The organism is Pseudomonas sp. 8(2025) (assembly GCF_052665325.1).
In genome coordinates this window covers 18,768-45,422 of record NZ_JBQOIE010000017.1, presented here as the reverse complement: position 1 = coordinate 45,422, position 26,655 = coordinate 18,768, and the positions used below count along the sequence as shown (strand labels likewise).

Below are 26,655 nucleotides of genomic sequence, written 5' to 3'. Positions count from 1 at the left end.
AAGGGCCCTCGGCCGGGGTGACTGCCCATCAGTGTAGGTAGTGTTGCGCCAGGTGCTCAGGTCAGCGCGGCCTGGGCATCCAGGCGCAGCAGTTGCAAGGGTTCCAGCGTGGAACCCTGCAAAGATTCCCCGGCATACAGCGCCTCGTTGGCCATGGCCATTTCAGCGCTGCGGCCAGCAACCATTTCGTAGGTCTTGCGCGGCAGGACCTCGCTCCAGCCGTTTTCAAAGGTGTTGTAGGCCAGGGTCAGCGCGGCGGTGAAATAGTGCTGGCCGGCCACTGGAATCCGGACCTCCTGGCCCGCCTCATCCAGGGCGATGAAGTGATTGGGCAAGTGCTCCACCCCCAGGCGCTTGAGCACTATCCAGGAGAAGGCCGACGGCACGAAGACGTTGAGTTTTTCTGCGGCGATGGCCGAGTAGCCACGCTCCTGCAGCAGTTGGACGATGTCGTCTTCACTGGCCTCGGGGTGGCCGGCCATCAATTCCAGGGTATCGAGCACACCCTGATGGGCACTGGCATGATCCAGGCAGCAACTGCAGTCCGGCGAATGTGAATCGTCATGCATGATCGGTCGATGATCCCTATCGGTCTTGGTGAGGGGGCGCAGGATAAACCCTGCGCCCGCCTCGCCACCAGCAAACAGCGGTTACTTGATGACGATGGGGTTCACCGGCGCTCCGCTGCCGCCGACGATCTTCAGCGGCGCGGCGGTGTAGAGGAAGGTCCACTGGCCATCGGCGGCGCAATCCTCGGCCAGTTCTTCAAGCAGCACGATCTCGGTGAAGGCGATCCCCAGGTTGCGCATCAGCGCGCAATGCAGGGGAATCTGCACCCCGGACACCGGGTCGGTGATCACCTCGTTGGCGATGGTGTCGGTGACCAGATTGGGGATCTCCATCTGGTTGAACCAGTCCACCAGTTCCCGGCTGTAGGTCAGCCCGGGTTCCACCAGGTCCTTGAAGAACTCGGTCTTGCCGTACTCGTAGAAGGCGCCCATGGAACCGGTGCGGATGATGAGGATGTCGCGCTTCTCGATGGCCACGCCCTGGGCCTGGGCAGCGGCCAGCAGGTCCAGGTGGTTGAAGGTCTCGCCGCGCCCCAGGTACTTCTTGCCGCGGTGCCGGGCCATGTCGATCAGCACCGCACGGCCCACCACCCCGCGCTCGGCAATCGGCAACACACTGGCCTTGGCCATGCCGCCGACAGTGCTGCTGGCGTCGTAGCCGTTCCACAGCTGGTTGTCGTACCAGGCATGGCCCAGGGCGTCGTACTGGGTCGAGCCCTGCAGCTGCATGAAGATCACGTCGTCGCAGTACTCGGCGCCACCGGTCATGGAGGGCTGCTTGCCGGCCTGATAGTGGCTGCGGTCCAAGGTATTGAAACGCATCGACGGGTTGCGTGCCGGCCACATCGGGTCGCCGCCGGGATGGCCGATCTGCACTTGCAGGGTGAAGGTCTTGCCCTGGCGCACGGCGGCCACGCCCCGCAGTACCTCGGCCTGTTGCAGGTAGTTGAGGGCACCGACTTCGTCGTCCGGGCCCCACTTGCCCCAGTTCTTGGGCAGGCCTTCAAGCAGTTGCCGGGTATTGGGGTGGTTCTTGTTGTTCTCGATCCCACACATGTCGAATGCACTCCATTGATTGGGTTGAAACGGGCGAAAATGCTCGCGTGGCCTTGCCTGGCGATCAACCGTCAAGCCCCGGCGCCCCCTGGAACCTTGCGGCCCTGCGGGCCGTTCGCAGCCTGCGGCAGCGGCTACACGAAGCGCGGATCACGCGCGCCGGGGGCTCTGGCCTGGAGGGTTTTACAGATCATCAGACGCAACGTCCACCATCCACTTCCAGACAGGTGCCGGTGATGAAGGCCGCCTCGTCAGAGGCCAGGTACAGGCAGGCGTTGGCCACATCCTGGGGGGTGGAGAAGCGCCCCAGGGGAATGGTGGCCATGAACTTCTGGCGGTTTTCCGGGGTGTCCGGCACCCCCATGAACTCGCTGAGCAGGGCCGTGGCGCCCACCACCGGGTTGACGCAGTTGACGCGGATGTTGTCCGGCCCCAGCTCGGCGGCCATGGTCTTGCTCATCACCACCACCGCGCCCTTGCTGCCGTTGTACCAGACCAGCCCCGGACGCGGCCGGATCGCCGCCGTGGAGGCGATGTTGATGAACACCCCGCCGCCCTGGCCACGGAAATGCGGCACGAAGTGCTTGGCGCTGAGGAAGATGCTTTTGACGTTGACCGCGAACACCCGGTCGAACTCGGCCTCGTCCACTTCCAGCATCGGCCGGTTGCGGTGGGTGGTGCCGGCGTTGTTGACCACGATGTCCAGGCCGCCGTATTGCTCCAGGGTGTTGCGCAGCAGCGCGGCAACGCTGGCGTCCTGGGCCACGTTGACCTCGATGAAGTGGGCCTGGCCGCCGGCATCGCGGATTTCCTGCGCCACCCGCTGGCCGCCCGTGGCGTTCATGTCGGCGATTACAACCCGGGCGCCCTGCTGGGCGAAGGTCTTGGCGATGCCTTCACCAAAGCCGGAACCGGCGCCGGTGACGATGGCAGTTTTATGGGCTAGACGCATGCTAGTGACTCCTGTTTTTGTTGTTATTGGCCGCCGTAGTGGCGGCCCTCAGTCGTGACGAATGGCGATGGTCTTCAAGGCGGTAAAACCCAGCAGCGCCTCGAAGCCCTTCTCCCGGCCATAACCGCTGGCCTTGACCCCGCCAAAGGGCAGTTCGACGCCGCCACCGGCGCCGTAGTTGTTGATGAACACCTGGCCACAGCGCAGCTTGTGAGCCATGCGCAACTGACGCGCACCGTCCCGGGTCCAGACCCCGGCCACCAGTCCGAAGGCGCTGTCGTTGGCCAGGCCAATGGCCTCGGCCTCGTCCTCGAAGGGCATCACCGCCAGCACCGGGCCGAACACTTCCTCCCGGGCCAGGCGACTGTCTGGCGGCACATCGCGAAACAGCACCGCTTCGTGGAAGTAGCCGCCGCTGCCGGCCTCGGCCACCACCTGCCCACGCGCCGCCACCGGGATACCAGCGGCCTCGGCCTCGCGGACGAACTCCCGGACCTGGCGCAGCTGTTTCTGGTTGATCAGCGGGCCCATGTCCAGGTCCAGCTCCGAGGGCCCGGCGCGCAGTTGGCCAAAGCACTGGGCCAGGCGTTCCAGCAGCGGTTCATACAGGCTGCGCTGCACCAGCAGGCGGCTGCCGGCGGAACAGGTCTGGCCGCAGTTCTGCACGATGGCGTTGATCAGCACGGGCAGCGCCCGCTCCACATCGGCATCGGCGAAGACGATCTGCGGCGACTTGCCGCCCAGCTCCAGGGTTACCGGGCAATGCCGTTCGGCCGCCGCCTTGGCCACCAGGGCGCCGGTGCCGGTGGAACCGGTGAACGAGATATGCGCGACGCCAGGATGGGCGCACAACGCGGCACCGGCTTCGTGGCCATAGCCGCTGACCACATTCAGGCTGCCCGCCGGGAAGCCGACCTGGGCCGCCAGCTCCGCCAGCCGCAGCAGCGACAGGCTGGCGTCCTCGGCGGGCTTGACCACGCAGGCATTGCCCGCCGCCAGGGCGGCGCCGACGCTGCGGCCGAAGATCTGCATCGGGTAGTTCCAGGGAATGATGTGCCCGGTAACGCCATGGGGCTCGCGCACCGTGAGCACGGTATAGCCGGCCTGATAGGGCAAGGTCTCACCGTGGAGCTTGTCGGCGGCCCCGGCGTAGTACTCGAAATAGCGCGCCAGGGCGGTGGCGTCGGCGCGGGCTACCTTGAGTGCCTTGCCGGTGTCCCGGGCTTCGATCTGCGCCAGCTCTTCGTGGTGCTCCAGCACTGCATGACTCAGGCGCGCCAGCAGACGCCCGCGCTCCAGGGCCGAGAGGCTGCCCCAGGGGCCGTCGAAATTGTCCCCCAGGGCCCGTTGCGCGGCCTGCACCGCCAGGTCGATATCGTCGGCAGTGCCCCGGGCGATCCGCGCGTAGCTGATGCCGGTGCTGGGGTCCTGCACCGGAATGTCTTCGGCCCAGGATGAGGCTTGCCATTGGTTGTCGATGTAGTGTTCGAGGGTCATCTGTTCAGCTCCTGTTTCCAGCCAGACACTCGGCAATCGCCCGCCCGACTTCCACGGTGCTGGCGGTGCCGCCCATTTCCCGGGTGCGCGGCCCTTCGGCGAGCACCGTCTCGATGCTTTCGACAATCGCCGCCGCGGCCCGCTGGTAAAGTTCATCGCCCTGCCCCAGGTGTTCGATCATCAGGGCCGCCGACCAGATCTGGCCGATGGGGTTGGCCACGCCGAGACCGGCGATATCCGGCGCCGAACCATGCACCGGCTCGAACAGCGAGGGGTACAGGCGCTCCGGGTTGAGGTTGGCCGAGGGCGCAATGCCGATGGTGCCGGTGCAGGCCGGGCCCAGGTCGGAGAGGATGTCGCCGAACAGGTTGGAGGCCACCACCACGTCGAACCAGTCCGGGTGCTGGACGAAGTGCGCGCAGAGAATGTCGATGTGGAACTTGCGGGTCGCGACCTGAGGGTAGGCCTGGGCCAGCGCCTCCACCCGTTCGTCCCAGAACGGCATGGTGATGGCGATGCCGTTGGACTTGGTGGCCGCCACCAGGTTGCGCCGGGGCCGGCGGCTGGCGAGTTCGAAGGCGTAGTTCACCACCCGGTCCACACCATGGCGGGAAAACACCGACTCCTGCAGGGCAATCTCCCGCGGGGTACCCTCCCACATGCGCCCGCCGACGCTGGAATACTCGCCCTCGGTATTTTCCCGCACCACGATGAAATCGATGTCCCCGGGCGCCCGGCCGGCCAGCGGGCACGGCACCCCGGGCATCAGCCGCACCGGGCGGATGTTCACGTACTGGTCGAACTGGCGGCGGATCTTCAGCAGCGAATCCCAGACCGCAATATGGTCGGGCACGATGTCCGGCGCGCCCACGGCGCCGAAGAAGATCGCCTCGTGGCCACCGATCTGCTGCGCCCAGTCGTCGGGCATCATGCTGCCATGGGCCTGGTAGTGCTCGCTGCACCAGTTGAAATGATCGAATTGCAAGGCGATGCCGAAGCGCCGGCTGACGGCTTCCAGCACACGCAGGCCTTCGGGGACCACTTCGCGGCCGATGCCGTCACCGGCGATCACCGCAATGCGATGGGGAGGTTTTACAGCGGGATTGATCCTGGACAAGCCGTCTCTCCTGGTCTGACGTGTTGTTGTTATGGAGGCAGGTCAAGCGCACGGGCGAGCCCATTCTGGCCACAGCGCGGGGCCAGTGGGAATTGCTCATTATGGAAACCGCCTTCGCAAAATTCGAAGGCGCGCGGGAAGAGTCCTGCTATGACCGGCGGCTAGCCCGCAGCTGCCGCGGCCTGCTCGCAACCGGCCAGGTAGTCGAACAGCTCGCGGCTGGCCAGGGACGGCTGTTCCTGGCGCCGGCAGAGGTACATCTGGCGGTCGGCCCAGGGGTCGTCGATTTCGATAAAACGCAAGGCCATCTCCTTGCGAAAGATCTGCACCGCCCCCTGGGGCAGCACCCCCACGCCCTGCCCTGCGGCGATCAGCCGGCACACGGCCTCGAAGCTGCGCACCTGCACCCGCAGGCGCAAGGGCATGCTCACCGCCGCGGCCGCCTCGCTGATCAGGGGAGTGATCGCGGCGTTGTCCTCCAGGCCGACGAAGTCATAGCCCAACAGGTCCTGAAAGCGCGCGCGGCTCATCTTGAACGGGTGGTCCTGGGGCACGATCAGGCACAACCGGTCGCGGCAATAAGGGATGAAATGCAGGTCCTGGCCCCGTGGCCGGGTGGTGACGATGCCCACATCGGCCACGCCGTCACGCACCGCCAGGAGGATCTCGCGGCTGCGCTCCTCGCGGATGTCCACGCGAATGCCCGGGTGCAGGTCGCTCCACTGGGTCAATTGCCGGGGCAGTTCCTGGCTCATGGCCGAACTGTTGGCGTACAGGCTGACCCGGCCGGTGGCGCCCTTGGCGAAGTCGGCCAGGTCGGCGTGCATCACATCCACCGCCCGCAACAGCGAGCGGGCGTGCTCGGCCAGGGCCTGCCCCGCCGCCGTCGGCAATACCCCGGTGGAGGTGCGGGTCAGCAGCGCCACCTTGAAATGCTGCTCCAGCAGCGACAGGCGCCGGCTCGCGGCGGACAGCGACAGGTGCGACTGCTCGGCGGCCCGGGACAGGTTGCCCAGGGTCAGGGCCTTGAGAAACAGCTCGATGGAGGTCAGGTCCGGGGCCATGGCAGGGTCCTTGTGCGCGGTCCGTGAAAACTACCCAGTCGGGCGCGCCCTGTCCAACCTTGTGGCGGCTGCTCGCAGCCCCGGTCAGCGCCCGGAAAAACGCAGCCGCGACAGCTGGCGCAGATCCCCTTCCAGGTAGTAGGCGTTGCTCCAGCTGTCGTCCACCGCCAGGGGCTGGACCTGCTTGAGGGCCAGTTGCCTGGCGAAGTAGCGGAAGCGGTAGTGTTCGTAGAACCGCAGCAGCTCCAGGCCGTAGCGGTCCGCCAGGTCGATGTCGCCGCGGATGATCAGGAAGTTCTCGTCATTGCTCTGGCTCGCGCCGACGCTGAGGTTGTGACTGCCGCTGATGATCACCGGCGCCTCGCTGGTGAAGTCGGTGACGATGGCCTTGGTGTGCACCAGCAGGTTGCCCTTCTGGCCTTTGAGCCCTTCCTTGAGCCAGCCCTCCAGGCCATTGTTGAGCAAGGCGGTGGCGGCGAACTCGGCCGTGCGGTCGGCGTGAAAACCGGTGATGCGGCTGGCGGTGTTCTGCAGGCCGTAGCGCAACACATCGTCGTGGGGCTGGCCGAGCAAGGCATCGAGAATGCTGTCGGGCAAGGCGAAGGCGGTGACGAACAGCAGGTCGCGGCGGGCGCCGTTGATGATATCGACGAACTCCGCGAGGTCGCCCTGGCCGCTGCGCGGGGAAAACCCGGCGAACAGCGGCGCCTGCGGCTGCATGGGGTTGTTCCGGGTCAGCCAGGTGCGCGTGGCGCCGACATCCGCCGGCGTCGCCCAGACCTGCTCGAACACCTCCAGGTAGCGCGTGGCGATGTCCACGTGGTCGAGGCTGTGCAACACGTTGGCCTGACGGTAGACACCATTGGCGGTGAAGTTGGTGCTGCCGCACAGCACCGATTGCGGCTGGCGCTGGCCGGCGGCGTCGAGGCGGCCGAGGACGATGAACTTGTCGTGGAAGATCGCGTGGGTCACCCGCCCGCACTTATTGGCCTCGGGCAGGTGCTGCAGGCTGGCCTGGTTCATCGTGGTGTCGGCATCGCCGGGGGCGGCGTGGTACAGCACCCGCACCTGTACGCCGCGGTCGAAGGCCGCATTGACGGCATCGATGATCGCCTGCAACTGGTACTCGTAGATGGCGATGTCCAGGCTCCAGCTGGCGTCCGTGGCGCGCTGAATGAACCCCAGCAGCGCCTCCAGCAGGCCGTTTTCCAGCCACTGGCGGGGCGCGTCCGGCCATTTTTCGATGGGCAGGTTCTTGTTGGCGCTGAGCAACGCATCGAGCTCGGGAAACTTGCGCGAGAACGCCTGGCTGGCAGCCACCGCACGGTTGAAGATCACCCGCTGGCCGGGAGGCTGGCCGTTGTCGGCGGTGATGCTCAACTGCAGGGACTCGCCCAGTTGCGGCGCGTCCGGGCTGCCATAGGCCAGGTGCACCCGGTAGTTGAGGGTGGCACCGGGGTTGACCGCGTAGTCGGCCCAGCGGAATTTCTGCAGGGGCGCCTGATGGCTGGGGGTGGCGTTGTATTGGGGGAAGGTATGGGCCTTGCCGGGGAAGGTCAGGCTGTTGAACAGAAACAGCCAGGGCTTGCTGCCGGTCTGTTTTTCGATGGCAAAACCCAACAGGCCCTGGCGCCGCGACGCATCCAGGTCCATGGCCAGCAGCACCCCGTTGGTTCCGGCATAGGCCTTGACCCGGAAATCGTCCTTGTCGTTACGCACCAGTACCCGCATGAAGTCACTCCTGTGAAAGACAGCGCAAAGCGTAGCCGCTTCCCGCTCCGGCATGCCAAGGCAAAACCCTGTAGGAGCCGGCTTGCCGGCGAAGAGGCCCTTGTGACTTGCACCGCCAGGCCGGACGCTTTCGCTGGCAAGCCAGCTCCTACGGGGGATGTGCGGTGTGTCGGGGAGGTAGTCAGTCGATAGGCTGGTAGACAGCGTTGAGCCGAGTCGCCAGTTCGCGGGCGCGGCCCAGGCGGATCGGGCCTCGTTCGATGTCGAGCAGCAAGGTCGGGCAGTTCAGGGACCTGGGCGGTGGCAGGTTCTTCAGCCGGCCATCGGTGATCAGCAGCACGCGCTGCTGCTCCGCCGGCAGGCGCCGTTGGCGTTGTTCCAGCCACTGGGCCGCTTCGTTCAGGGCTTGGGGCAAGGGCGTGCCGCCGCCGGCACCCAGGCCGTCGAGCCAGTGCCGCAGGTCCCTGGAGGCCTTCAGGCCCTGGACCTGCCAGCTCGGCGCACGGCCGCTGGCAGTGAGCAGGGCCAGGCGTGCACGCTGGCGGTAGGCGTCGTCGAACAGTTGCGCCAGCAGGCCCTTGGCATCGCTCAGGGCGCTGTGCCGGCGGGTCGAGGCCGACGCGTCGACTATCACCAGCCACAGCTCATGGGGCGAGCGGCTGCGCAAGCGAAACAGCAGGTCTGCACGCAACCGTGGACGGCCTTTGAGCAAGGTGCCGGGCCAGTTGACCGAACCGGCGCTGGCCTCGCGGCTTTTGCCTTGCCGGCCGTGATCCAGGTGCCCCGCCCGGGGCTTGGCATCCGCCCCCCGGTCAGTGCGGGGGCGGATGCCTAGGGCTTTTTTGGCCAGCTGGGCACTTCACGACGGGCGCCGGTGGGCAGGGCCTGGGCCGGCATTTCGCCCCATTGGCCCTGGCCTTCGCTGGGGTTGGCGTTGGATGCCGCCGGTGCCTGGGGGCTTTGCCCGGACTGTGGCGCGCTGGGCGGTGTCTCCCGCCGCCGGTGGCGCAAGGCGAACTCGGCCACGGCGTCGATATCCTCCTCGGCAATCGCCGGGGCGCCACGCCAGGCGGCATGGGCGCGGGCCGCGCGCAGCCAGACCAGGTCGGCGCGCAGGCCGTCCACGGCAGCAGCAAAGCAGCGCTCGGTAATCAGCGCCAGGGCCTGGTCGTCCAGCGGGATGCTGGCCAGGGCGGCCCGCGCCTGTTGGCAGCGCTCGCGCAATGCCGTCTGGGGTTCGGCCCACTGGGCGCAGAAGCCCTGGGGATCGCTGTCGAAATCCAGGCGGCGGCGAATGATCTGCCCGCGCTCCTGGGGCGCGGGCTGGCCGCTGAGGGCGACGTTGAGGCCAAAACGGTCCAGCAGTTGCGGACGCAGTTCGCCCTCCTCCGGGTTCATGGTGCCGATCAGCACGAACTTCGCCGAATGGCGGTGGGAAATACCGTCGCGCTCGATCAGGTTGGTGCCGCTGGCGGCCACGTCCAGCAACAGGTCCACCAAGTGGTCAGGCAGCAGGTTGACTTCATCGACGTAGAGCACGCCGCCGTCGGCCTTGGCCAGTACCCCCGGAGAAAATTGCGCCCGGCCCTGGCCCAGGGCGGCGTCCAGGTCCAGGGTGCCCACCAGACGCTCTTCGGTGGCGCCCAGGGGCAAGGTGACGAACTGCCCGCTGGCCAACAGGTCCGCCAGGCCCCGGGCCAGGGTCGACTTGGCCATGCCCCGTGGGCCTTCGATCAGCACGCCGCCGATCTTCGGGTCGATGGCGGTCAGGCACAGGGCCAGTTTCAGTGCTTCGGCGCCGACCACGGCGGACAGCGGGAAATGTGGGGTGTCGCTCATGTCAGGGTCTCGCTTGGGTCGGGGGGGGGTGTCCCGCAGGACGCTTTCGCGAGCAAGCTCGCTCCTACAACGGCAATGCCAGCCCTGTAGGAGCGAGCTTGCTGGCGATCGAGTGCGCAGCACTCGCCGCCTCAGGAATCTTCTTCTATATCCAGCAGCAGGTGTTCCAGGGCTTCACGATAATCGCCAGGCTCTTGCCACAGGCCACGCTGCTGAGCTTCCAGCAGGCGCTCGGTCATGTCCCGCAGGGCGTGGGGATTATGCTGGCGGACGAACTCGCGGGTCGAGCCATCGAGCAGATAGGCATCGGCCAGCAAGGCGTACTGGTGATCGTCGATCAGTTCGGTGGTGGCGTCGAAGGCGAACAGGTTGTCCAGGGTCGCGGCCATTTCGAAGGCGCCCTTGTAGCCATGGCGCTTGACCCCTTCGATCCACTTCGGGTTGGCCGCCCGGGAACGGATCACCCGGTTCAGTTCTTCCTTGAGGGTACGGATCTTCGGCAGGTCCGGCTGGCTGTGGTCGCCGTGGTAGCTGGCGGCCTTGGCGCCGCTGAGGCTTTCCACCGCCGCCAGCATGCCGCCCTGGAACTGGTAGTAGTCGTTGGAGTCCAGCAGGTCGTGCTCGCGGTTGTCCTGGTTCTGCAGCACCGCCTGCACCCGGCTCAGGCGGGTGGCGAACTGCTCGCGGGCGGCAGTGCCTTCGTCGCTGCCACCATAGGCGTAGCCACCCCAGTTCAGGTAGACCTCTGCCAGGTCCTCGCGGCTCTGCCACAGGCGGCCGTCGATGGCGCCCTGGACCCCGGCGCCATAGGCCCCCGGCTTGGCGCCGAAGATCCGCCAGCCGGCCTGGCGCGAGGCGGCGTCGGCATCCAGCCCCGACGCCTCCAGGGCCGCGCGCTCGGCACGCACCCTGGCCGCCAGCGGGTTCAAGTCCTCGGGTTCATCGAGAGCCGCTACCGCCTGCACCGCCGCATCGAACAGGCGGATCAGGTTGGCGAAAGCATCGCGGAAGAACCCGGACACCCGCAGGGTTACGTCGACCCGCGGCCGGTCCAGCAGGCTCAGGGGCAGGATCTCGAAGTCATCGACCCGCTGGCTGCCGGTGGCCCACACCGGGCGTACCCCCATCAGGGCCATGGCCTGGGCGATGTCGTCGCCACCGGTGCGCATGGTGGCGGTGCCCCAGACCGACAGGCCCAATTGCAGCAGGTGGTCGCCGTGATCCTGCAAGTGGCGTTCGAGGATCAGGTTGGCCGACTGGAAACCGATGCGCCAGGCGGTGGTGGTGGGCAGGTTGCGCACATCCACCGAGTAGAAGTTGCGCCCGGTGGGCAGCACGTCCAGGCGCCCGCGGCTTGGCGCGCCACTGGGGCCGGCAGGCACGAAACGCCCGTTCAGGGCGTCCAGCAGGCCGCGCATTTCCGCCGGGCCACAGGCGTCCAGACGCGGTGCGACCACCTCGCGCAGGCCGTCGATGATGCTCTGCACCGGCTCCCAGCCGGGCTCGTCCAGCTGTGGGACGGGCCCTTGCAGCGCCGCTTCGATCAACCCGGCGGCGTAGAGCTCCAGGCGCTCGCGAACGTCACCGGCGGTGCGCCACAGCGCCTCGCTCAACTGTTGCAGCACGGGCGGGCGGCGCCCGGTCCAGGGCTCGGCCAAGGCACAGTCCAGGGGGTCGAAGCCCAGGCCGAAAGCCTTGGCCAGGGCCCGCAGCAGGCTGGCATGGGCGCCCTTGCCGTCGCCCCGGGGAATGCGTAGCAGGGCCAACAGGGTGTCGATGCGCAAGCGCCCCTCGGGGGACTCGCCGAACAGGTGCAGGCCATCGCGGATCTGCGATTCCTTGAGGTCGCACAGGTAGGTGTCCAGGCGCGGCAGCCAGAGCGCGGCGTCGGCGTCGCTGTCGAGCTGTTCGCCCAGTTGCAGCTCGCGGTCGATATGGGTCTCGCGCACCAGCTTGAGGATGTCCCGCTGCAGCTCCCGGGCCCGGCGCGGGTCCAGCAACTGGGCTTCGTAGTATTCGTCCGCCAGCAGTTCCAGGTTGCGCAGCGGGCCATAGGTCTCGGCGCGGGTCAGGGGCGGCATCAGGTGATCGATGATCACCGCCTGGGTGCGGCGCTTGGCCTGGGCGCCCTCCCCCGGGTCGTTGACGATAAAGGGGTAGATGTTCGGCAACGGCCCCAGCAGCGCATCCGGCCAGCATTGCTCGGAAAGCCCCACGCCCTTGCCCGGTAGCCATTCCAGGTTGCCGTGCTTGCCGACATGGATCAGCGCGTGGGCGCCGTAGGCCTGGCGCAGCCAGAAGTAGAACGCCAGGTAGCCATGGGGCGGCACCAGGTCCGGGTCGTGGTAGACCGCGCTGGGGTCCACCTGGTAACCCCGGGCCGGCTGGATACCGACGAAGGTCAGGCCAAAGCGCAGGCCGGCGATCATCATCCGCCCGTTGCGGCACATCGGGTCCTGCTGCGGCGTGCCCCAGCGCGCCAGCACCGCTTGGCGGTTGGCTTCGGGCAGGGCCTGGAACAGCGTCAGGTAGTCGGCCATGGCCAGGCTTTGCTGGCAGGGGCGCTGGTCGAGGCTGTCCAGGTCGTTGCTCACCCCACCCAGCAACTGCTGGATCAACTCGGTGCCGCTGGCCGGCAGTTCGGCCGGCAGCGGATAGCCTTCGGCGTGCAGTGCCTTGAGGATGTTCAGCGCCGCCGCCGGGGTGTCCAGGCCCACGCCGTTGCCGATGCGCCCGTCCCGGGTCGGGTAGTTGGCCAGTACCAGGGCCACGCGTTTGTGGCCGTTGTCCAGGCGCCCCAGTTCGACCCAGCGCCGGGCCAGTTCGGCGACGAAATCCATGCGTTCGGGCTGGCCGCGATAGCAGACCACGTCCGACTGGCTGCGCTCGCTGCGCCAGGCCAGGTCCTTGAAGCTGATGGGCCGGCTGATGATGCGCCCGTCCAGTTCCGGCAAGGCGATGTGCATGGCCAGGTCCCGCGGCCCCAGGCCCTGCTCGCTGTCACGCCAGCCCGGTTCGTTGTCCTGGGCGCAGATCGCCTGGATCACCGGAATATTGCGGCGGAACGGCCGCAGGTGCGGGGCTTCGGGGCTGGACTGGGCAAAGCCGGTGGTATTGAGGATCACCCCGGCCGCGGTTTCATCCAGCCAGTCTTCCACCTGGCTCAGGCAGCCCGGTTCCTTGAGGCTGGCCACCGCTATCGGCAAGGGGTTGAGGCCCGCCGCCAGCAAGCGCTGGCAGAACAGGTCGATAAAGCCGGTGTTGGCCGCCTGCAGGTGGGAGCGGTAGAACAGCAGCGCCGCCACGGCTTGCCCCGGCTGCCAGTCGGCCTGCCAGTCACTGAGGGCAGCCTGGCTTTTGTGCGGGTGGTAGATCGCCGTGCGTGGCAGGGCCTGCGGTTCGCTCCAGGGGTAGTCGCGCCCCAACAGGCCGCTGGCCAGGCAGCGGTAGAAATTCAGCGCGTTGTCACGCCCGCCCTGGCGCAAAAACTGCCACAGGCGGTCGCGCTCGCCGGCAGCCACCGTGCTCAAGTCGCTGAGTTCCGGGTCCGGGCGGTCGTCCCCCGGCACCAGGATCAACTGCACCCCGCGCCTGGACAGCTCCACCAACTGCTCGACGCCGTAGCGCCAGTAGGCGATGCCACCGTGCAGGGAAATCAGGATGACCTTGGCGTGGCGCAGCACCTGGTCCACATACAGGTCCACCGAGGCGTGGTTCTGCACCTGCATCGGATTGGCCAGGCGAAAGCTGGGGTAGTCCTCGGGCAATTGCTCGGCGGCGTCCGCCAGCAGCGCCAGGCTGGAATCGCCGCTGCACAGGATCACCAGCTCGGCGGGGGTTTGTCCCAGGTCGGCAATGTTGTCATCCGACACGAAACCGCCGGGCTGGGTCCTGAGCAGGTGCATGGCTTAGACGCTGAGTGCGGCGCGCAGTTGCGCTTCGAGCTGGGCGGCGTCCAGTTCCTGGCCGATCAGCACCAGGCGCGTGGTACGGGCCTCGTCGGCGCCCCACTTGCGGTCGAAGTGCTTGTCGAAGCGCGTGCCCACGCCCTGGATCAGCAGGCGCATCGGCTTGTTGGGGATCGCGGCGAAACCCTTGACCCGCAGGATGCCGTGCTTGACCACCAGTTGGGTCAGGGCGTCCAGCAGCAGGCTTTCGTCGGCCTGGGGCAGCTCGATGGAGATGGAATCGAAGGCGTCGTGATCGTGGTCGTCGTGATCGTCATCGCCGTCATGGTGATGGTCGTGATGGCTGTGGCGGCCGTCGATGTGTTCCTCGGAACCGGCACCCAGGCCCAGCAGCACATCCAGGGGCAGGCGACCGCTGCTGGCTTCGATGACCTTGACCGCCGGCGGCAGCTCCTCGGCCACTTCCAGGCGCACCTTGGCCAGGTCTTCGGGGCTGATCAGGTCGGTCTTGTTGAGGATCACCAGGTCGGCGCTGGACAGCTGGTCGGCGAACAGCTCATGCAGCGGCGATTCGTGGTCCAGGTTGGGGTCGAGCTTGCGCTGGGCGTCCACTTGATCGGGGAAGGCGGCGAAGGTGCCGGCGGCCACGGCCGGGCTGTCGACCACGGTGATCACCGCATCGACGGTGCAGGCACTGCGGATTTCCGGCCACTGGAAGGCCTGGACCAGAGGCTTGGGCAGCGCCAGGCCGGAGGTCTCGATGAGGATGTGGTCCAGGTCGCCACGGCGCGCCACCAGTTCGCGCATCACCGGGAAGAACTCCTCCTGCACGGTACAGCACAGGCAACCGTTGGCCAGCTCGTAGACTCGGCCGCTGGCCTCTTCCTCGGTGCAGCCGATGGCGCATTGCTTGAGGATTTCGCCGTCGATGCCCAGCTCGCCGAATTCGTTGACGATCACCGCAATGCGCCGGCCCTGGGCGTTGTCCAGCATGTGCCGGAGCAAGGTGGTCTTACCCGAGCCAAGGAAGCCGGTGACGATGGTGACGGGAAGTTTGGCCAGTGTTTTCATCGGATGCCCTTTGGCAAAAGGAGGCGGGCAAACGGGACGAGAACCGCAACGCCGGGCGCGCGGAGATTTCGCCACCGGATCACCCCGCCCGGTTGTAGTGAGAATCTTGGATCGAGGCAGGTCTCCTGGCTGAGGGCTTGCCAGTCGTCGGACCGGCGATTGCTGCGCCTTCCCACCGGCGTCGTCGACGCCCATGCAGTGGCCTTGCAGCAATCGAACCCTTCACAGTTGCGGGGGCAGCCGCGGCATCGACCGCGTTCCCTTCTTAGCTTCGACCCGTGGCCGAAGAACCTCGAAAGCGCAAGGCTACGCAGAGCCAGGGGGACGGTCAATCGACAATGCGCCCGTAGCAGCCGGCTTGCCGGCGAAAGAGCCATTGAACCTTGCGCGAGCGCGGCGCACACCTGCGCAGCGGTCACGGCAATTGACGCCCCTGCCCCGCCCATGATCTCCTACACACCTTGTTACGGGTGCCCCTTACAGGGTGAAACGGGAAACCGGTGAATCACGTGCTTAACTAAAAAGCCGTGGCCAGTCCGGTGCTGCCCCCGCAACGGTAAGCGAGCGAAGTGTCAGATCCACTGTGCCAAGGCATGGGAAGGCGACACTTGCTGGCACGGCATGACACAGCCCTGCCCCTCGCAAGCCCGGAGACCGGCCCGCAACACTTACATAACAACCCGCGGTGGGCGGGCGCTGTTGCAAACCCTGCGTGGCCATCACGCGGGGTTTTCCTGCGCCTCTACCCCGCTGACACTCCAGAGGGAAGCGCCATGTCGATCATCAGCAGCACCAGCCACTCCGCCAGCACGACCTCCACCCTGAGCCAGCGCCTGGTGGCCGCCATCGGCGCCTCGATCCTCGGCGCGTGCCTGGTGTACTTCGCCGGCTTCTCCCACATCGAGGCGGTGCACAACGCGGCCCACGACACCCGCCACAGCGCCGCCTTCCCTTGCCATTGAGACCTGCCGACATGATCAAGCGTATCGCGCAAACCGCAGGTTTCACCGGCCTCTTGGCCGCCCTGCTGCTGACCCTGCTGCAAAGCTTCTGGGTCGCCCCGTTGATCCTGCAGGCGGAAACCTATGAAAAGGCCCCCGCGGCCGAAGTCCATGAGCACGTCGAAGGCGCCATGGCCGCCCACAGCCACGATGCCGAAGCCTGGGAGCCGGAAGACGGCTGGCAGCGCGTGCTGTCCACCACCGGAGGCAACCTGGTGGTGGCCGTGGGCTTCGCCCTGATGCTGGCCGGCCTCTACACCCTGCGCGCGCCGAACCGCACGTCCCAGGGCCTGCTCTGGGGCCTGGCCGGCTATGCCACCTTCTGCCTGGCGCCGACCCTGGGCCTGCCGCCGGAACTGCCGGGCACCGCCGCAGCCGACCTGGCACAGCGGCAGATCTGGTGGGTCGGCACCGCCGCCTCCACCGCTGTGGGCATTGCCCTGATCGTGTTCGCCCGCAACTGGCTGCTGAAGGTCCTGGGCGCGGCCATCATCGCCGTACCCCACGTGATCGGCGCGCCGCAGCCGGAAGTGCATTCGATGCTGGCCCCGGAAGAACTGGAAGCGCAATTCAAGATCGCCTCGCAGCTGACCAATGCGGCCTTCTGGCTGGCCCTCGGGCTGATCAGCGCCTGGTTGTTCCGGCGCAAGAGCGCGGGCCAGTACTCGGCATGATCGAAGTGAGCGCAGCGCCGACCCTGGTGGTCGGCCTGGGCTGCCAGAAAGGCTGCCCGGTGACCACGCTGCGCGCCTTGCTCGACCAGGTCCTGGCGGCGCACCAGTGGCAGGCCCGACAGGTCCTGGCCCTGGCCAGCATCGACCTCAAGCGCAACGAACCCGGCCTGCTGCAACTGGCGGAGCAACTGGAACTGCCGCTGACCTGTTTCAGCAGCGGCCAGCTCGCCCCCTTTGCCCTGCGCCTGAGCCACCGCTCGCAAATCGCCTTCGAACGTACCGGCTGCTACGGCGTGGCCGAAAGTGCCGCCCTGGCCCTGGCCGAACAGCTGTCACCCGGCCCGGCCACACTGCTTGTTCCCCGGCAGAAATACGCCCAGGCCACCCTGGCATTGGTCGCCGCCCGGTAGAATCCCCGATAATTCCCGCCTTCGATCATGAGCAATCTTCATCTGAAGCACGGCTCCCGACCTTTTTTCACAGGACACAGCCATGACTGTCTATTTCATCGGCGCCGGCCCCGGCGACCCGGAACTGATCACCGTCAAGGGCCAGCGCCTGATCCATCGTTGCCCGGTGATCATCTACGCCGGCTCCCTGGTCCCCCAGGCAGTGCTCGACGGGCACCGCGCGGAGCGGGTGATCAATAGCGCCGAACTGCACCTGGAGCAGATCATCGAGGCCATCAAGCAGGCCCATGCCCGGGGCCAGGACGTGGCCCGGGTGCATTCCGGCGACCCGAGCCTGTATGGCGCCATCGGCGAGCAGATCCGCTGCCTGCGGGAGCTGGGCATCCCCTTCGAGATCATCCCCGGGGTCACCGCCACCGCCGCCTGCGCTGCCCTGCTGGGGGCCGAACTGACCCTGCCGGACGTCTCCCAAAGCGTGATTCTTACCCGCTACGCGGACAAGACCGCGATGCCTGCCGGCGAGGATTTCGCCAGCCTGGCGGCCCACGGCGCCACCATGGCCATCCACCTGGGGGTCAATCACCTATCGAAGATCGTTGCCGAGTTGCTGCCCCACTACGGCGCAGACTGCCCGATTGCAGTGGTGCACCGCGCCACCTGGCCGGATCAGGACTGGGCCCTGGGAACCCTGGCGGACATCGTCGATCAGGTGGCGGCCAAGGGTTTTCGGCGCACGGCACTGATCCTGGTGGGCCGGGTGCTCGCCACGGATGCATTCAGCGAATCGTCGCTGTACCGCGCCGGGCACGCACACCTCTATCGCCCCTGACACACACCCTGTGTAGGAGCTGGCTTGCCAGCGAAGGCGATCTTGGCATCGTGCAAGGCTTGAGGGCCCATTCGCCGGCAAGCCGGCTCCTACGAGGTGGGAGTTCCTATGTTGCCGCGCTGGACGCTTTGTAGGAGCTGGCTTGGGGGCATAAAAAAACGGCGCTCACGGGGCGCCGTTTTTTCAAGTCGCAGCGAACGCCTTAGTAGTAGGCGTTTTCTTTCTGCGTGTGGTCGGTGACGTCACGTACGCCCTTGAGCTCCGGAATGCGCTCGAGCAGGGTGCGCTCGATGCCTTCCTTCAAGGTCACGTCGGCCTGGCCGCAGCCCTGGCAACCGCCGCCGAACTGCAACACAGCAATGCCGTCCTCGACCACGTCGATCAGGCTGACCTGGCCGCCGTGGCTGGCCAGCCCCGGGTTGATCTCGGTTTGCAGGTAGTAGTTGATGCGCTCGTTGACCGGGCTGTCGGCATTGACCATCGGCACCTTGGCGTTGGGCGCCTTGATGGTCAGCTGGCCGCCCATGCGGTCGGTGGCGTAGTCGACCACCGCATCATCGAGGAAACCTTCGCTGAAGGCGTCGATGTAGGCGGTGAAGCTTTTCAGGCCCAGGGCCTTGTCTTCGGGTTTCTCTTCGCCCGGCTTGCAATAGGCGATGCAGGTCTCGGCGTACTGAGTCCCTGGCTGGGTGATGAAGATGCGGATGCCAATCCCCGGGGTGTTCTGCTTGGATAGCAGATCAGCCAGATAATCGTGGGCGGCGTCGGTAATGGTTATGGCGCTCATGGTGGTTCCTCGCAGACGTGGGCGCAGTTTACGCCAATCCAAGCCGCTGACAAAGTCCTAGTATTTTTGTCGGGATAGACTTTGGTATAGAGCGTCCCCGGACCGCGCCAAGGCGCAGTCCGGGGACGATCACAGCTCTATGTCAGAGGTTTTCGTAACGGTTCATGTCCAGGACCCCGGCTTCCACCGGGTCGGTTTCCTGCAGGTAGCGGGTCTGGTCATGGAAGTACTGCCAGAACTGCGGATGGCTGCGGCGGATGCCCCAGCGCTCGACGATCTTCTCGAAGCTGGCGGCGTCCCGGGCCGCCTGCATGGCGTCGACGAACTCCGGCACTTGCCCGGCCGGTACGTTGAACATGAAGTTCGGATAGCTGCTGAGAATCCCCGGGAATATGGTCAGGGTGTCCAGCCCCGGCTGATAGCGCAGCGACTCGCCGAGCATGAAGGCCACGTTACTGTGGGCGCGGTTGCGCAGCATGCTGTAGAACTCGCGCTTACCGCTGGCGGTCTGGACACGCAGCAGGGTCGCTTCCGGCAACTGTTCGATGACCTTGAGGCCCGCCGCCGGGCGCGATGCCAGGCGGCTCAGGGCCTGCTCGGCATCCTGCAGCGCCGGGTCGATGTTCGGGCGTGAGCAGTAGGCGCTGTCACAGCGGTTGATCGGATCCGGCTTGGCGTTGAGGTCGCCATAGCGGGCCAGCAACTGGTTGGCGAAGTCCTTTTTCGGGTCCTTGAGGTCGAGCTTCAGCGCGCTGCGCTTGTCGTCGTCGATGGACTCGTAATCCAGCCACATCTTGAACTTGCCACTGTTCTGGTACCAATCGTCGAGGAAATCCTCGCGAGTGCCGGTGGGCATCAGGCGCAGGAAGTTCTGCTCCGCGCCATTGCGGATCAGGTCGAAGTACAACCGGGTCTGGGCCTGGTGGGAGACGTTGCCGAACACGTCGAAGTTCACCGCCAATTGATAGTAGGTGCGCTCCAGCAGCGGGTAGTCGAACAGCCACATCGTCTGTGGCACTTCGCCGATCAGGCCCTTGGTCACCGAGGCGCTGTCGAAGTGGCGGAAGATGCTCAGCAGCGCGTTGTCGTTGCCGGCCCACAGGGTCGACCAGCTGGGCGCCGGCGAATCGGCATAGGAATCGCGGCGCAGGGCCTCGTACTCGTTGCGCTTGTCGCGATAGGCCAGCCACAGGCTGAGCACGCTGCCGACGTCGTCGTTCTGCCCGGGCATGGCCAGCAACGGCGTGGCCTGGCCGCGATAGGCCGGGTCGGTGATGTACAGGTCATGTTCGGGGGCCTGGAACAGCGCCCAGAAGTTGTCGCGGATCACGTCGGTGGCGATCTGCCCGCGGCACACCGGGCCACGGATAAAGGTGCGCACGAAGTATTCGGCGTTATCCAGCATGAACTGGTAGCGGGCCTTGGCCGGAATCGCCTCGAAGGTCTCGAACGGGTTGGCCCGGCGCGCCGGCCCGTAGCCCGGCAGGGCCGTGACCTGCCAGTCGCCGCTGTAGAACAGGGTCTTGACTCGGGCCATCTTCGCCGCGCTCAGCGGGTAGGTGATATGGGTCTTGTGCACGATCACCCCTTGCACCGGCCACAGGCGGTAGTACACCTGGGTGCCCGGGTCGTCGTTGGGGCGACGGGTGTTGATCAGGTCGATGGGCTGGCCACTGGGGGTACGGGAACGCACCCACTGGAAGAAATGCCCCGGCTCTCCGCCTTCAAAATAGAGATGGGCGAGGAACAAGTGTTCGTAGAGCCAGCGCGCCACCAGGCTCTCCCGGGCGCCAGGGGCGTTGAGCAGGTTTTCCCACTGAGCCACTTGCAGGCTTTCCCGGGCACTGGGGGCCAGGCCTTGCTCGTCGATGGGCGCGCCCGAGGCCAGCCAGCGTTGCAGGGTCAGGTATTGCTGATCGGTCAGGCCGGTGACCGCCAGGGGCATGCCTTCCTTGGGGTGAGCCCCGGCATAGGCGTCGAACTCCGCCGGCTGCGGGCACATGTTCTCGCGGCTCAGGCCCAGGGCGATCTCGCTGGGCAACTTGGCGTTGGGTTGCAGCGGGGTGCGATGGCCCAGTTCCAGCATGCGCGCCATCAGCGCCGCCTGGCTGCCTTGGGCGTCAAGCACCGAATAGAAGCCCTTCTGCTGCCAGGCACGCTGGCCAGTGGCGTCATAGAACAGCCGCGTAGGCGCTTGGGCCTTGCTGCGCTCGCCGTCGTACACCGGAATCTTCGAAGCACCGCGGCTGGCCCCTTCACCACTGCCCAGGTTGAGCTGACAGGCGGAGTCGTAACAGGCATGACAGGCCACGCATTTCTCGGTAAAGATCGGCTGGATGTCGCGGGTATAGGAAATCGCCGGCGCCGGACCTTGTGCCAGGCACACTGAACTCAGAAGCAGCAGCGCGCTGCTGACGATAAAACGAAACGGCATGTCCCTGGTCCCGAAAGAAAAAAACGCCGCGATTCTACCGGTCTCACCCCTCGACCAACATGAACGATATTCATGCAAAAACCACGCATGCCGCAAAACCATGCAGGTTTGCTATGATCGCCGCCCTTCGTAATGGCCTTACTAGGTAGTTCTCATGTCCGATCGCAGTGCTCGCCTCCACGCCCTCCAGCAAGCCCTCAAAGAGCGCATTCTGATTCTCGATGGCGGCATGGGCACCATGATCCAGAGCTACAAGCTCGAAGAACATGACTACCGTGGCAAGCGCTTCGCCGACTGGCCCAGCGACGTCAAGGGCAACAACGACCTGTTGGTGCTGACCCGCCCGGACGTGATCGGCGCCATCGAAAAAGCCTACCTGGATGCCGGTGCCGACATCCTCGAGACCAACACCTTCAACGCCACCCAAGTGTCCCAGGCCGACTACGGCATGGAAGAACTGGTCTACGAATTGAACGTAGAAGGCGCCCGCCTGGCGCGCAAGGTGGCGGACGCGAAAACCCTCGAGACCCCGGACAAGCCACGTTTCGTCGCTGGCGTCCTGGGCCCGACCAGCCGCACCTGCTCGCTGTCGCCGGACGTCAACAACCCCGGCTACCGTAACGTCACCTTCGATGAACTGGTGGAAAACTACACCGAGGCCACCAAGGGCCTGATCGAAGGCGGTGCCGACCTGATCCTGATCGAGACCATCTTCGACACCTTGAACGCCAAGGCCGCGATCTTCGCCGTGCAGGGCGTGTTCGAGGAGTTGGGCTTCGAACTGCCGATCATGATTTCCGGGACCATCACCGATGCTTCCGGGCGCACCCTCTCCGGCCAGACCACCGAAGCCTTCTGGAACTCCGTGGCCCACGCCAAGCCGATCTCGGTGGGCCTGAACTGCGCCCTGGGCGCCAGCGAGCTGCGCCCCTATCTGGAAGAGCTGTCGAACAAGGCCAGCACCCACGTCTCGGCGCACCCCAACGCCGGCCTGCCGAACGAGTTCGGCGAGTACGACGAGTTGCCGGAACAAACCGCCAAGGTCATCGAAGAGTTCGCCCAGAGCGGCTTCCTCAACATCGTCGGCGGCTGCTGCGGCACCACCCCGGGGCATATCGGCGCCATCGCCAAGGCCGTGGCCGGTTATGCCCCGCGACAGATCCCGGACATCCCCAAGGCCTGCCGCCTGTCGGGCCTGGAGCCCTTCACCATCGATCGCAACTCGCTGTTCGTGAACGTCGGCGAGCGCACCAACATCACCGGCTCGGCCAAGTTCGCCCGGCTGATCCGCGAGGACAACTACACCGAAGCCCTGGAAGTCGCCCTGCAGCAGGTGGAAGCCGGCGCCCAGGTGATCGACATCAACATGGACGAGGGGATGCTGGATTCGAAGAAGGCCATGGTGACCTTCCTCAATCTGATCGCCGGGGAGCCGGACATCTCCCGCGTGCCGATCATGATCGACTCTTCCAAGTGGGAAGTGATCGAGGCCGGCCTCAAGTGCATCCAGGGCAAGGGCATCGTCAACTCCATCAGCATGAAGGAAGGCGTCGAGCAGTTCATTCACCATGCCAGGCTGTGCAAGCGCTACGGCGCCGCCGTGGTGGTGATGGCCTTCGACGAGGTCGGCCAGGCCGATACCGAGGCGCGCAAGAAGGAAATCTGCAAGCGCTCCTACGACATCCTGGTCAATGAAGTGGGCTTCCCACCGGAAGACATCATCTTCGACCCGAACATCTTCGCCGTAGCCACCGGCATCGAGGAACACAACAACTACGCCGTTGATTTCATCAACGCCTGCGCCTACATCCGCGACGAGCTGCCCTATGCCCTTAGCTCCGGCGGTGTGTCCAACGTGTCGTTCTCGTTCCGCGGCAACAACCCGGTGCGCGAGGCGATCCACTCGGTGTTCCTGCTGTATGCAATCCGCAACGGCCTGACCATGGGCATCGTCAACGCCGGCCAGCTGGAGATCTACGACCAGATTCCGCAACAGCTGCGCGACGCCGTGGAAGATGTGGTGCTCAACCGCACGCCCAACGGCACCGACGCGCTGCTGGCCATCGCCGACCAGTTCAAGGGCGACGGTAGCGTCAAGGAAGCGGAAACCGAGGAATGGCGCGGCTGGGAAGTCAACAAGCGCCTGGAACACGCGCTGGTCAAGGGCATCACCACCCATATCGTCGAAGACACCGAAGAGTCGCGCCAGAGCTTCAGCCGCCCGATCGAGGTGATCGAAGGCCCGCTGATGTCCGGCATGAACGTGGTCGGCGACCTGTTCGGCGCCGGCAAGATGTTCCTGCCCCAGGTGGTTAAATCCGCCCGGGTCATGAAACAGGCGGTGGCCCACCTGATTCCCTTCATCGAGCTGGAAAAAGGCGACAAGCCGGAAGCCAAGGGCAAGATCCTCATGGCCACGGTCAAGGGCGACGTGCACGACATCGGCAAGAACATCGTCGGCGTGGTCCTGGGCTGCAACGGCTACGACATCGTCGACCTCGGGGTGATGGTGCCGGCGGAGAAGATCCTCCAGGTGGCCAAGGAGCAGAAGTGCGACATCATCGGCCTGTCCGGGCTGATCACCCCGTCCCTGGACGAGATGGTCCACGTCGCCCGCGAGATGCAGCGCCAGGATTTCCACCTGCCGCTGATGATCGGTGGCGCCACCACCTCCAAGGCCCACACCGCGGTGAAGATCGAGCCCAAGTACAGCAATGACGCGGTGGTCTACGTCACCGACGCCTCCCGCGCGGTGGGCGTGGCCACCCAATTGCTGTCCAAGGAGCTCAAGGCCGGCTTCGTGCAGAAGACCCGCGAGGAATACGTGGAAGTGCGCGAGCGCACCGCCAACCGCAGCGCCCGCACCGAGCGCCTGAGCTACCCGGCGGCCATCGCCAAGAAGCCGCAGTTCGACTGGAGCAGCTACCAGCCGGTCAAACCGGCCTTCACCGGCGCCCGGGTGCTGGACAACATCGACCTCAAGGTGCTGGCCGAATACATCGACTGGACGCCGTTCTTCATCTCCTGGGACCTGGCCGGCAAGTACCCGCGCATCCTTGAAGACGAGGTGGTGGGCGAAGCTGCCACCGCGCTGTACAAGGACGCCCGGGAAATGCTCGACAAGCTGATCAACGAAAAGCTGATCAGCGCCCGCGCCGTGTTCGGCTTCTGGCCGGCCAACCAGGTGCAGGACGACGACCTGGAAGTCTACGGCGATGACGGCCAGCCCCTGGCGCGCCTGCACCACCTGCGCCAGCAGATCATCAAGACCGATGGCAAGCCGAACTTCTCCCTGGCCGACTTCGTCGCGCCCAAGGACAGCGGCGTCACCGACTACGTCGGCGGCTTCATCACCACCGCCGGAATCGGCGCCGAAGAAGTGGCCAAGGCCTACCAGGATGCCGGCGACGACTACAACTCGATCATGGTCAAGGCCCTGGCCGATCGCCTGGCCGAAGCCTGCGCCGAGTGGCTGCACCAGCAGGTGCGCAAGGAGTACTGGGGTTATGCCAAGGACGAACAACTGGACAACGAGGCGCTGATCAAGGAGCAGTACAGCGGTATCCGCCCTGCCCCGGGCTACCCGGCCTGCCCGGACCACACCGAGAAGAGCACCCTGTTCGCCCTGCTCGACCCCGAGGCCAGCGAAGGCCGTGCCGGCCGTAGCGGCGTGTTCCTTACCGAGCACTTCGCCATGTTCCCGGCGGCCGCCGTCAGCGGCTGGTACTTCGCTCACCCACAGGCGCAGTACTTCGCCGTGGGCAAGGTCGACCAGGACCAGGTCCAGAGCTACACCGAACGCAAGGGCCAGGACCTGGCCGTGAGCGAACGCTGGCTGGCACCCAACCTGGGCTACGACAACTGACCCACGTTGTGCAGGAGCCGGCTTGCCGGCGAAGGCGGTCCCCGGGGCCTCTTCGCTGGCAAGCCCATTCCTGCAACCGCCCGCCACCCCGGGCGGCATTGTCTATGCTCTGTTGACACCCAACCGTGTCGAGGGATTTATGGACGATCCAAGCAAGGACAATCAGCCTCCGACCTTCCTGCAGATGCTGCAAAGCGTGCTGGCCGCCGCCTTCGGCGTACAGAGCGGGAAGAACCGCGCCCGCGACTTCAGCCACGGCAAGCCCAGCCACTTCATCGTGCTGGGCATTCTGTTCACCACCCTGTTTGTTCTGGTGCTGCTGGGCATCGCCAACCTGGCGATGCACCTGGCGGGGGTCTGAAGCGGCGTCAGCGCAGCAACAGCTGCAAACCGAAGGGATAGCGGTAGCTGTCCGGCTTGCCTTGGGCGGACAGCCCGCGAAAATCGACCCTGGTGCCCACCTGATCCCCCAGGCGCAACAACTGCCGGGCCTGGGCCGGGGTCAATGCCTGGAACAGCGACAGCTGCCAATCCGGCCCGCCCAGGCGCCGGGCGTCCAGCCCCAGGGCATCATCGTGCAACGCCACCAGGGCCCAGCCCCCCAGGGTGAAGTGCCCCGCCTCCAGCACCGACAACTTGCCGTCGATCAGGGCCTGCAAGGCCTCGGGCGAACTGTTGACTCCACTGAACAGCAGATCCGTTCCCGGCTTGCGGCCCAGTTCCCGGGCCGCTTGCATGGCCCCCAGGGCCATTTCGTCATTGGCCGACCAGACCAGTTGGGTTTTCGGGTAGCGCTTGAGCAACTGTTGCGCCTGGCGGTAGGCGCGCTCCCGGTTCCATTCGCCATAGACCAACTGACGCAAATGCACCTGCGGATGTTCGGCCAGGGCCCGGCGCAAGCCGCGCTCGCGCAACTGCGCCGCAGGTGTGACCTTGAGCCCGGAAAATGCAAGGAGTTCGATGCCGTGCCCTGCCGGGACCGGCCCAAGCTTGTGCAGCAGCTCCTTGAGCATGCGGTAGCCGGCTTCCTCATCGTCGCCCACCATGCTGCCGATCCAGTCCGAATAGTTCTGCCGGCTCTGCCCGATCAGTTCCCGCTGGTCCAGGGTCAAAGGGCTGTTGACGATAAACAGCTTGATCCCGGAGCCCTGGGACAGACGCAGGATCTGCGGAGCCACGTACTGTTCGTTCACCAGCATCAGGTAATCGGGTTTGTCGCGGCCCTGGAACAGCTCCCGGGCCTGCTGCAGAGTGTTCTGCGGATCGCGCTCGGCATAGAGGATGCGCAGGTCAAGCCCCAGGTCCCGGGCCGCGGCCTGCATGAACTGCGAATAACTGACCCAGAAGGTCTCCGTGGAATTGCCGGGATTGAGAAACACCACCGATGTGGCATGAGCGACCGCCCAGAACGGCAGACTCAGGCACAACAGCCACTTGCACAGACGCTTGAACATTACGAGAAGAGCCCCAGAATTTCGCCCAGGCAGTATAACTGGCAAAGTGCTGGCCAACGGCGGCAAATTGTCATGATTGTCCGACAATTCAGGCTCTTTTTTATCGCTCGACTACTGGTGACTGACCCAGAACACGGCCGTACCCACGACCAGTATGATCAGAAAGAGAATGGCCCAAGCATCAACGCTACTGTCACTTTTCCTTACTTTGGTTGGATGGCTCATAGCATCGCCTCTAGTAGATTTTGTCGGTGACTGCTCAAAGACACGTCCACAGTTAAGACCAGGATTGCCCCTACCACAAATGGGGTTACTCTCACGCCCCTACCGTTAGTCGTTTTGGTTCTGTGCATATACTCAAACATCACTTTTGCGCATAACCGCAAACTGGTATCGT

21 protein-coding genes and 2 riboswitches are annotated in these 26,655 nt (G+C 65.7%); of the genes, 7 read left to right on the top strand and 14 right to left on the bottom strand.

All coding sequences use genetic code 11. The annotated features are described in order from the left end of the window. Positions 1-56 precede the first annotated feature (56 nt). From ACUXVH_RS26465 to ACUXVH_RS26435, 7 genes are all read right to left on the bottom strand, one after another. Complete coding sequence (locus ACUXVH_RS26465; RefSeq protein ID WP_047337179.1) at positions 57-569, bottom strand: hypothetical protein; 513 nt, start codon at positions 567-569, stop codon at positions 57-59. 81 nt (positions 570-650) lie between these two features. Next, the gene (locus ACUXVH_RS26460) at positions 651-1,625 is read right to left on the bottom strand and encodes a cyclase family protein (protein ID WP_026020115.1); all 975 of its coding nucleotides are present in this window, start codon (positions 1,623-1,625) and stop codon (positions 651-653) included. A 193-nt stretch (positions 1,626-1,818) separates the two neighbouring features. Continuing rightward, on the bottom strand, positions 1,819-2,577 hold the full coding sequence (locus tag ACUXVH_RS26455) for an SDR family oxidoreductase (protein ID WP_011061923.1): 759 nt from the start codon (positions 2,575-2,577) through the stop codon (positions 1,819-1,821). A 48-nt stretch (positions 2,578-2,625) separates the two neighbouring features. Beyond that, a complete protein-coding gene (locus ACUXVH_RS26450) occupies positions 2,626-4,074 on the bottom strand; it encodes an aldehyde dehydrogenase family protein (protein WP_065364339.1) in 1,449 nt (482 codons plus the stop codon). Positions 4,075-4,078: 4 nt separating this feature from the next. Next, on the bottom strand, positions 4,079-5,191 hold the full coding sequence (locus ACUXVH_RS26445; protein WP_041118883.1) for a tartrate dehydrogenase: 1,113 nt from the start codon (positions 5,189-5,191) through the stop codon (positions 4,079-4,081). 161 nt (positions 5,192-5,352) lie between these two features. Continuing rightward, the gene (locus ACUXVH_RS26440) at positions 5,353-6,255 is read right to left on the bottom strand and encodes a LysR family transcriptional regulator (protein WP_065364340.1); all 903 of its coding nucleotides are present in this window, start codon (positions 6,253-6,255) and stop codon (positions 5,353-5,355) included. A gap of 84 nt (positions 6,256-6,339) precedes the next feature. After that, positions 6,340-7,986 carry a phospholipase D-like domain-containing protein gene (locus ACUXVH_RS26435; protein WP_065364341.1) on the bottom strand — a complete coding sequence of 549 codons (1,647 nt, stop codon included), beginning with the start codon at positions 7,984-7,986 and terminating at the stop codon, positions 6,340-6,342. 107 nt (positions 7,987-8,093) lie between these two features. Here ACUXVH_RS26435 and ACUXVH_RS26430 point away from each other — a divergent pair, with 107 nt between their 5' ends. Further along, complete coding sequence (locus ACUXVH_RS26430; protein WP_370505793.1) at positions 8,094-8,186, top strand: hypothetical protein; 93 nt, start codon at positions 8,094-8,096, stop codon at positions 8,184-8,186. On the opposite strand, the gene ACUXVH_RS26425 is transcribed toward ACUXVH_RS26430, so the two are convergent. The 4 genes from ACUXVH_RS26425 to cobW form a co-directional block, all read right to left on the bottom strand. Further along, entirely contained in the window at positions 8,168-8,764 is a 597-nt protein-coding gene (locus ACUXVH_RS26425) for a vWA domain-containing protein (protein ID WP_073698944.1), read from the bottom strand. The genes ACUXVH_RS26430 and ACUXVH_RS26425 overlap by 19 nt on opposite strands. Before the next feature lie 53 nt (positions 8,765-8,817). Next, complete coding sequence (locus ACUXVH_RS26420; RefSeq protein ID WP_065364343.1) at positions 8,818-9,825, bottom strand: ATP-binding protein; 1,008 nt, start codon at positions 9,823-9,825, stop codon at positions 8,818-8,820. 131 nt (positions 9,826-9,956) lie between these two features. Beyond that, positions 9,957-13,730 (bottom strand): cobaltochelatase subunit CobN, encoded by a 3,774-nt coding sequence (gene cobN, locus ACUXVH_RS26415; RefSeq protein ID WP_065364344.1) that lies wholly within the window; start codon positions 13,728-13,730, stop codon positions 9,957-9,959. Between the two features lie 3 nt (positions 13,731-13,733). Beyond that, positions 13,734-14,804 carry a cobalamin biosynthesis protein CobW gene (cobW, locus tag ACUXVH_RS26410; protein WP_011061931.1) on the bottom strand — a complete coding sequence of 357 codons (1,071 nt, stop codon included), beginning with the start codon at positions 14,802-14,804 and terminating at the stop codon, positions 13,734-13,736. A gap of 98 nt (positions 14,805-14,902) precedes the next feature. Beyond that, positions 14,903-15,114: riboswitch (cobalamin riboswitch) on the bottom strand. Positions 15,115-15,255: 141 nt separating this feature from the next. Then, a riboswitch (cobalamin riboswitch) is annotated at positions 15,256-15,481 on the top strand. 96 nt (positions 15,482-15,577) lie between these two features. Between cobW and ACUXVH_RS26405 the strand changes: the two genes are divergently transcribed. The 4 genes from ACUXVH_RS26405 (at position 15,578) to cobM (ending at position 17,718) form a co-directional block, all read left to right on the top strand. Then, positions 15,578-15,766, top strand: a complete 189-nt coding sequence (locus ACUXVH_RS26405) for a CbtB domain-containing protein (protein ID WP_011061932.1) — start codon at positions 15,578-15,580, stop codon at positions 15,764-15,766. Positions 15,767-15,777: 11 nt separating this feature from the next. Next, positions 15,778-16,479, top strand: a complete 702-nt coding sequence (locus ACUXVH_RS26400) for a CbtA family protein (protein ID WP_065364346.1) — start codon at positions 15,778-15,780, stop codon at positions 16,477-16,479. Beyond that, the gene (locus ACUXVH_RS26395; protein ID WP_011061934.1) at positions 16,476-16,889 is read left to right on the top strand and encodes a cobalamin biosynthesis protein; all 414 of its coding nucleotides are present in this window, start codon (positions 16,476-16,478) and stop codon (positions 16,887-16,889) included. Before ACUXVH_RS26400 ends, ACUXVH_RS26395 begins: the two co-directional genes overlap by 4 nt. 82 nt (positions 16,890-16,971) lie before the next feature. Then, positions 16,972-17,718 carry a precorrin-4 C(11)-methyltransferase gene (cobM, locus tag ACUXVH_RS26390; protein ID WP_019094335.1) on the top strand — a complete coding sequence of 249 codons (747 nt, stop codon included), beginning with the start codon at positions 16,972-16,974 and terminating at the stop codon, positions 17,716-17,718. Between the two features lie 202 nt (positions 17,719-17,920). Here the strand turns inward: cobM and nfuA are convergent, their stop codons facing one another. Further along, on the bottom strand, positions 17,921-18,505 hold the full coding sequence (gene nfuA, locus ACUXVH_RS26385) for a Fe-S biogenesis protein NfuA (protein ID WP_011061936.1): 585 nt from the start codon (positions 18,503-18,505) through the stop codon (positions 17,921-17,923). 142 nt (positions 18,506-18,647) lie between these two features. Then, complete coding sequence (locus ACUXVH_RS26380) at positions 18,648-20,939, bottom strand: fatty acid cis/trans isomerase (RefSeq protein ID WP_065364347.1); 2,292 nt, start codon at positions 20,937-20,939, stop codon at positions 18,648-18,650. A gap of 154 nt (positions 20,940-21,093) precedes the next feature. Between ACUXVH_RS26380 and metH the strand changes: the two genes are divergently transcribed. Both metH and ACUXVH_RS26370 read left to right on the top strand, forming a co-directional pair. After that, positions 21,094-24,804, top strand: a complete 3,711-nt coding sequence (gene metH, locus ACUXVH_RS26375) for a methionine synthase (RefSeq protein ID WP_065364348.1) — start codon at positions 21,094-21,096, stop codon at positions 24,802-24,804. A gap of 139 nt (positions 24,805-24,943) precedes the next feature. Beyond that, entirely contained in the window at positions 24,944-25,165 is a 222-nt protein-coding gene (locus ACUXVH_RS26370) for a DUF2970 domain-containing protein (protein WP_015636084.1), read from the top strand. A 7-nt stretch (positions 25,166-25,172) separates the two neighbouring features. Here the strand turns inward: ACUXVH_RS26370 and ACUXVH_RS26365 are convergent, their stop codons facing one another. Continuing rightward, positions 25,173-26,258 carry an ABC transporter substrate-binding protein gene (locus tag ACUXVH_RS26365; protein WP_011061940.1) on the bottom strand — a complete coding sequence of 362 codons (1,086 nt, stop codon included), beginning with the start codon at positions 26,256-26,258 and terminating at the stop codon, positions 25,173-25,175. Between the last annotated feature and the right edge of the window lie 397 nt (positions 26,259-26,655).

Bases quoted from the DNA above. Each gene is read 5' to 3' on its own strand.
- ACUXVH_RS26380 (WP_065364347.1), bottom strand. From the start codon at position 20,939: ATGCCGTTTCGTTTTATCGTCAGCAGCGCGCTGCTGCTTCTGAGTTCA.
- ACUXVH_RS26465 (WP_047337179.1), bottom strand. From the start codon at position 569: ATGCATGACGATTCACATTCGCCGGACTGCAGTTGCTGCCTGGATCAT.
- ACUXVH_RS26460 (WP_026020115.1), bottom strand. From the start codon at position 1,625: ATGTGTGGGATCGAGAACAACAAGAACCACCCCAATACCCGGCAACTG.
- ACUXVH_RS26450 (WP_065364339.1), bottom strand. From the start codon at position 4,074: ATGACCCTCGAACACTACATCGACAACCAATGGCAAGCCTCATCCTGG.
- ACUXVH_RS26365 (WP_011061940.1), bottom strand. From the start codon at position 26,258: ATGTTCAAGCGTCTGTGCAAGTGGCTGTTGTGCCTGAGTCTGCCGTTC.
- ACUXVH_RS26400 (WP_065364346.1), top strand. From the start codon at position 15,778: ATGATCAAGCGTATCGCGCAAACCGCAGGTTTCACCGGCCTCTTGGCC.
- cobW (WP_011061931.1), bottom strand. From the start codon at position 14,804: ATGAAAACACTGGCCAAACTTCCCGTCACCATCGTCACCGGCTTCCTT.
- ACUXVH_RS26435 (WP_065364341.1), bottom strand. From the start codon at position 7,986: ATGCGGGTACTGGTGCGTAACGACAAGGACGATTTCCGGGTCAAGGCC.
- cobM (WP_019094335.1), top strand. From the start codon at position 16,972: ATGACTGTCTATTTCATCGGCGCCGGCCCCGGCGACCCGGAACTGATC.
- ACUXVH_RS26395 (WP_011061934.1), top strand. From the start codon at position 16,476: ATGATCGAAGTGAGCGCAGCGCCGACCCTGGTGGTCGGCCTGGGCTGC.
- ACUXVH_RS26405 (WP_011061932.1), top strand. From the start codon at position 15,578: ATGTCGATCATCAGCAGCACCAGCCACTCCGCCAGCACGACCTCCACC.
- ACUXVH_RS26440 (WP_065364340.1), bottom strand. From the start codon at position 6,255: ATGGCCCCGGACCTGACCTCCATCGAGCTGTTTCTCAAGGCCCTGACC.
- nfuA (WP_011061936.1), bottom strand. From the start codon at position 18,505: ATGAGCGCCATAACCATTACCGACGCCGCCCACGATTATCTGGCTGAT.
- ACUXVH_RS26370 (WP_015636084.1), top strand. From the start codon at position 24,944: ATGGACGATCCAAGCAAGGACAATCAGCCTCCGACCTTCCTGCAGATG.
- cobN (WP_065364344.1), bottom strand. From the start codon at position 13,730: ATGCACCTGCTCAGGACCCAGCCCGGCGGTTTCGTGTCGGATGACAAC.
- metH (WP_065364348.1), top strand. From the start codon at position 21,094: ATGTCCGATCGCAGTGCTCGCCTCCACGCCCTCCAGCAAGCCCTCAAA.
- ACUXVH_RS26420 (WP_065364343.1), bottom strand. From the start codon at position 9,825: ATGAGCGACACCCCACATTTCCCGCTGTCCGCCGTGGTCGGCGCCGAA.
- ACUXVH_RS26455 (WP_011061923.1), bottom strand. From the start codon at position 2,577: ATGCGTCTAGCCCATAAAACTGCCATCGTCACCGGCGCCGGTTCCGGC.